Here is a 4,712-nt window from a genome sequence, read left to right as displayed (position 1 = left end):
GACTGCTGCCGCGCTCATCCAGCTTGCGGCGATGGTGCTCGATCCCGTCGGGGCGCCGCGCTTTGCCGATCTGGCGGGCAGGGCAGGCTGTGCGCAGGCGATGACCGGCCTGTTGCTGCTGTTGCCGCTGCATCGCCGGCGCGGACAGTGTTTTGTCCCGGCCGATATTTTGGCGGCGGCGGGATCGTCGCCGGAAGAATTCATTGCTGGTGATGGCGGACCCGGCGCCAAACGCGCGGTGGCGGCGATGATGGCGCTGGCACGGGAACATCTTTCCGCCTTCGAGCAAGGCGCACCGACCTTGCCTGTCTCGCTGCGTCCGGCATTCCTGCCGCTCGCCCTGTCACGTGCCTACCTCGGCAAGATGGAGAATGGTTCGCCGCTCGAAGGCGTGGCGCGGCTGTCGGCCTTGCGCCGGCATTGGCTGCTGCTGCGTCGCGCGAGCAAGGGCTGGCCTGCGCTTTGACGTAAACGTCAATCGTGTTAAGACGTCCCCGCGCCAAACTGTTGCCGAAGACAACAGGCCGGCCCGGAGGAGATGAATGAGCTTACCCATATTGGTGGCGATCGTTACCTTCGGCATCGCGCTGTCGGTTGCGGCGGTGCATTTCACCGGCGGCAGCAAGATAGCGACGCTCAGCAGTGCCAATCGCGCGGTGAGCCGATTCGCTGAGGATTTTCCCGACGAGATCGCGACGGTAGTCCGCCTGACAGCGGATGCCAGGACTGCGTTTCTGGATATCGGGCGAGGGCGCATCGGCATCGTTCACGGCATCGGCGATTGCTTCTTGACCCGCATCGTCACACCTCAAGATGTCATGGTTTTGAACGCCGGAGGGGCGAACACGGTTTCGCTGCGGCTCGCCGAATTCACTTGGAAGGGCGGCCGCTTCCGCTTTGCCAGCTCAACGGATGCGCAGGGCCTGCTGAAAGCGCTTGAGCAGCAACGTTCGAATTCCACTGGGGCGGCCGCATGATGGACAGCTACAATTTCCCGCAAGTCACCCAACTGGCCATTCCGATCTTCGTGGTCGCGATCCTGATCGAGCTTTGGCTGGTGCGCACCGGCCGCGCCAAGGGTTCGTTCGAAACGCGCGACACCTTGACCAGCCTGATGATGGGCACCGGCAATGTCGTTGCCGGGCTGCTGCTTGGCGTCGTGTCCTACTGGGCGTTGCTGTGGCTCTGGCAGTTCCGCATCTTCAATCTCGGCCTGTCGGTCTGGGTGTTCCTGGCCGCCTTCCTGCTCGATGATTTGCGCTACTACGTCTATCACCGTATCGCGCACCGGGTGCGCTGGGTGTGGGCCGAACACGTCAACCATCATTCCAGCCAGCACTACAATTTATCGACGGCGCTGCGGCAAAACTGGACCGGCCTGTTCACCTTCATGTTCGTTTTGCAGGCGCCGCTGGTGCTGCTTGGCTTCCATCCGGCGGTGATTGCCTTCACCTTCGGCTTCAACCTCGTCTGGCAGTTCTGGATCCACACCGAGACGATCGGCAAGATGTGGGGCTGGTTCGAGTTCGTCTTCAACACGCCCTCACACCACCGCGTCCACCACGCCACCAATCCGCGCTATCTCGACGCCAATTATGCCGGCACGCTGATCATCTGGGACCGCATGTTCGGCACCTTCGTCGGAGAGTTGGAAGAAGACCGGCCGCGCTATGGCATCGTCAGGAACCTCGGCACCTTCAATCCACTGAAAGTGGCGTTCCATGAATGGATCGGCATGTTCAGGGATGCGTTTGTGCCAAGGCTGACGGTGCGCGACCGCATCAACTACTTGATCAAGCCGCCAGGGTGGAGCCATGACGGCTCGCGCGAGACTTCGGAGAGTTTGAAGGCTGCCTATGTCAGGCGAAATCCTGCTGAGGCGGGGAAGCCGGGATTGCCAAGCGTGGGTGGCGAGCCCGCCGAGTAGAACTTCTTATGTCAGGAGGGTCCGTCGTCATCGCTGTCGTACGCCAATTGCGCGATTCGTTCCGTCACTTGCGCGATGGCGTGATCCAGCGGAACAGCGGGACGCGTATCTTCGATCGAAGCCTTTATCTTGGCCCGGATCGCGGCTAGGCGCTCGGCATGCTCCTCTTCCTCGCGCTGGAAGGCCCGGAGCGCCGCGCGGATGACTTCGCTCGCCGAGCCGAAAGAGCCGTCTTCGACTTTTTGGCGGATAAGGCGGGCCATTGCTGGCGTGACTGTGACAGAAAGTTTCTCGGCGAATTCCATGGAACGGCTCCCATTGGACCGCAAGTAGGATTGTATCCTGCTTCATCCGTGCGGCCAACGATGAGGTCCTAGCGCCTGGGTTTCGCCCGGCCGGCTTCCGAACCATCCGGCATGGTGGCGCTAATGCGCCGAGTTGTGCCGAAATGCCGGCCGAATTCACGGCCCCCCAAATCTGTAAAATTGGCTTCGAACTCAACCAGCGCGTCGACGATAGCCGGCGCCTCCGAGCTGGGAGCCTCCTGCGTGAATCGTGCACTGAGGTAGACGCCATGAGGATGTGAGGGATCCAGACGGGTTTGGATCGCCCAGAAGGATGACAGCGAATAGATCGCTTTCATGAAATCCAGAATTAGCCGGTCATTGTAGGGACCTTCGACAGGCTGAACGGCAATGATTCTCTTCAAGCTTCGATCGCGGTTCTCATTGTAATTTTCATTTTCGTACAGCCAACCTTGGCCCCCGTGAGGCTGACCTATTAGCGCCTCGATAGCGGGTATATGAACTTCGCGCAGCTTCCGCAGGTTGGTGCATCTGACATAGATGCTCCAGCAAATTTCGTAGTCGCCGGCGAAAGGTTCGCCACTCGGCGGCAGGTCCGACGGCAGAAGCTGGTGCAGCTCGGAGTGCTTGGCCATGGACTACTCGGCGGCTTGCGCTTGTGCCGGCAGCCCTAGCCATTCTCGGCAATCAGCCTGCGCACGCGACGTGATCGCATGGCGCTTGGCAACGGTCTTGTCCTTGCCGCGCATGCGTTTGCCTTCGGTCTTCGGCGCCTCCACCGGCGGGAACAGGCCGAAATTGACGTTCATCGGCTGGAAGGAGCGCTTTCCCGGTTCGTCATCGGAGACGATGTGGCCGCCGGTGATGTGGTTGAGCAGGGCGCCGAAGGCCGTGGTCAGCGGCGGCAGGGACGGTGAGTGGCCGAGACGCTCGGCTGCGGCGAAGCGGCCGGCAAGCAGACCGATCGCGGCACTTTCGACATAGCCTTCGCACCCGGTGATCTGGCCGGCGAAACGCAGGCCGGGCCGCGACTTCAGTTGCAGCGAAGCGTCGAGCAAGGTCGGCGAGTTGATGTAGGTGTTGCGGTGCAGGCCGCCGAGGCGGGCGAAATCGGCGTTTTCGAGACCCGGAATGGTGCGGAACACCCGCACCTGCTCGGCATGCTTCAACTTGGTCTGGAAACCGACCATGTTGTAGAGCGTGCCCAGCGCATTGTCCTGCCGCAGCTGCACCACGGCATAGGCCTTTACGGTCGGATTGTGCGCGTTGGTCAGCCCCATCGGTTTCATCGGCCCGTAGCGCAGCGTCTCGACGCCGCGCTCGGCCATGATCTCGATCGGCAGGCAGCCGTCGAAATAGGGCGTGCCTTCCCATTGCTTGAATTCGGTTTTCTGGCCGTCGACCAGCGCTTGCACGAAGGCAAGGTACTGGTCCTTGTCCATAGGACAATTGATGTAGTCCTTGCCGGTGCCGCCTGGCCCGACCTTGTCGTAGCGCGACTGGAACCAGCAGGTATCCATGTCGATCGTGTCGAAATGGACGATTGGCGCGATGGCGTCGAAGAAGGCGAGCGCATCGGCGCCGGTCGCTTCCGCGATCGACTGGGCAAGCCCGGGGGCGGTCAATGGGCCCGTGGCGACGATCGCCTGGTCCCAATCCGCCGGCGGCAGACCAGGCACTTCCTCGCGCTGGATGGTGATCAGCGGGTGTGCTTCGAGCTTTTTCGTCACTGCGTCGGCGAACCCGTCGCGATCGACGGCCAGCGCGCCGCCGGCCGGAACCTGGTTGGCGTCGCCGGCGCTCATGATCAACGAGCCGGCCAGCCGCATTTCGGCATGCAACAGGCCGACTGCGTTGTTGTCGGCATCGTCGGAGCGGAAGGAATTGGAACAGACGAGCTCGGCCAGGCTGTCGGTCTTGTGTGCATCGGTGCCGCGAACGGGCCGCATTTCATGCAGGATGACCGGAACGCCGGCCTGCGCTGCCTGCCAGGCGGCTTCGGAACCGGCGAGGCCGCCGCCGATGATATGGATGGGGTTTTTGCTCATGAGCGCCGGAATAATCGCTTGGTGCGGCGATTGCAATTGCCGTGCGCGGTGCGGGGCAAACAGCTGCTGATGGGAGCGCCTCCTGAAAACGACAACACCCGCCGGGGGAGGAGGTCCGGCGGGTGTCGTTTTTGGGGTCGACCCTCGGGAGGAGGTGAAGGCCGACCATATTCGTCATCGCCGGGGAGGAGGTCGGCTTTGACGAAATTCCTTTCGCCATTTTTAAAAGGGGCGAAACCTCTGGAGCAAATTCGTTTTACTCCGGGGAAACAGCGCCCGCCGCGGGAGGAGGTGCAGCGGGCGCCGTTTTTGTGGCCAACCCTCGGGAGGAGGTGAGGGTCGGGCCTATTCGTCATCGCCGGGGAGGAGGTCGGCTTTGACGAAAACTCTTTCGCCGTTTGAAAGGGGCGAAACCTTTTGGGGCAAAATTCC

Annotated in this window: 6 protein-coding genes; 3 read left to right on the top strand and 3 right to left on the bottom strand. The window is 62.0% G+C overall.

Annotated elements, in window-relative coordinates; translation table 11 throughout:
* The 3 genes from EN893_RS19395 to EN893_RS19385 form a co-directional block, all read left to right on the top strand.
* On the top strand, positions 1–466 hold a 466-nt coding region (locus tag EN893_RS19395; RefSeq protein WP_164900959.1), incomplete at its 5' end, for a squalene/phytoene synthase family protein.
* Positions 467–560: 94 nt separating this feature from the next.
* Complete coding sequence (locus EN893_RS19390) at positions 561–977, top strand: hypothetical protein (RefSeq protein WP_348632487.1); 417 nt, start codon at positions 561–563, stop codon at positions 975–977.
* Positions 977–1,927 (top strand): sterol desaturase family protein, encoded by a 951-nt coding sequence (locus EN893_RS19385; RefSeq protein ID WP_206640139.1) that lies wholly within the window; start codon positions 977–979, stop codon positions 1,925–1,927. The genes EN893_RS19390 and EN893_RS19385 overlap by 1 nt, the downstream gene beginning before the upstream one ends.
* An 11-nt stretch (positions 1,928–1,938) precedes the next feature.
* Here the strand turns inward: EN893_RS19385 and EN893_RS19380 are convergent, their stop codons facing one another.
* The 3 genes from EN893_RS19380 to trmFO all read right to left on the bottom strand — a co-directional run bounded on the left by EN893_RS19380 (position 1,939) and on the right by trmFO (position 4,280).
* Entirely contained in the window at positions 1,939–2,232 is a 294-nt protein-coding gene (locus tag EN893_RS19380) for a type II toxin-antitoxin system ParD family antitoxin (RefSeq protein WP_164748858.1), read from the bottom strand.
* 68 nt (positions 2,233–2,300) lie between these two features.
* A complete protein-coding gene (locus EN893_RS19375) occupies positions 2,301–2,867 on the bottom strand; it encodes a hypothetical protein (RefSeq protein WP_127269101.1) in 567 nt (188 codons plus the stop codon).
* 3 nt (positions 2,868–2,870) lie between these two features.
* Positions 2,871–4,280 carry a methylenetetrahydrofolate--tRNA-(uracil(54)-C(5))-methyltransferase (FADH(2)-oxidizing) TrmFO gene (trmFO, locus tag EN893_RS19370; protein WP_127269100.1) on the bottom strand — a complete coding sequence of 470 codons (1,410 nt, stop codon included), beginning with the start codon at positions 4,278–4,280 and terminating at the stop codon, positions 2,871–2,873.
* Positions 4,281–4,712: the final 432 nt, after the last annotated feature.

This window comes from Mesorhizobium sp. M7A.F.Ca.CA.004.04.2.1, from assembly GCF_004022825.1.
Taxonomy (GTDB): domain Bacteria; phylum Pseudomonadota; class Alphaproteobacteria; order Rhizobiales; family Rhizobiaceae; genus Mesorhizobium.
Note: the sequence above shows the minus strand (reverse complement) of the source record. Positions and strands in the feature narration are given on the sequence as shown.

Coding starts and splice junctions, on each gene's coding strand:
- EN893_RS19375 (WP_127269101.1), bottom strand. CDS start 2,867: ATGGCCAAGCACTCCGAGCTGCACCAGCTTCTGCCGTCGGACCTGCCG.
- EN893_RS19380 (WP_164748858.1), bottom strand. CDS start 2,232: ATGGAATTCGCCGAGAAACTTTCTGTCACAGTCACGCCAGCAATGGCC.
- EN893_RS19385 (WP_206640139.1), top strand. CDS start 977: ATGGACAGCTACAATTTCCCGCAAGTCACCCAACTGGCCATTCCGATC.
- trmFO (WP_127269100.1), bottom strand. CDS start 4,280: ATGAGCAAAAACCCCATCCATATCATCGGCGGCGGCCTCGCCGGTTCC.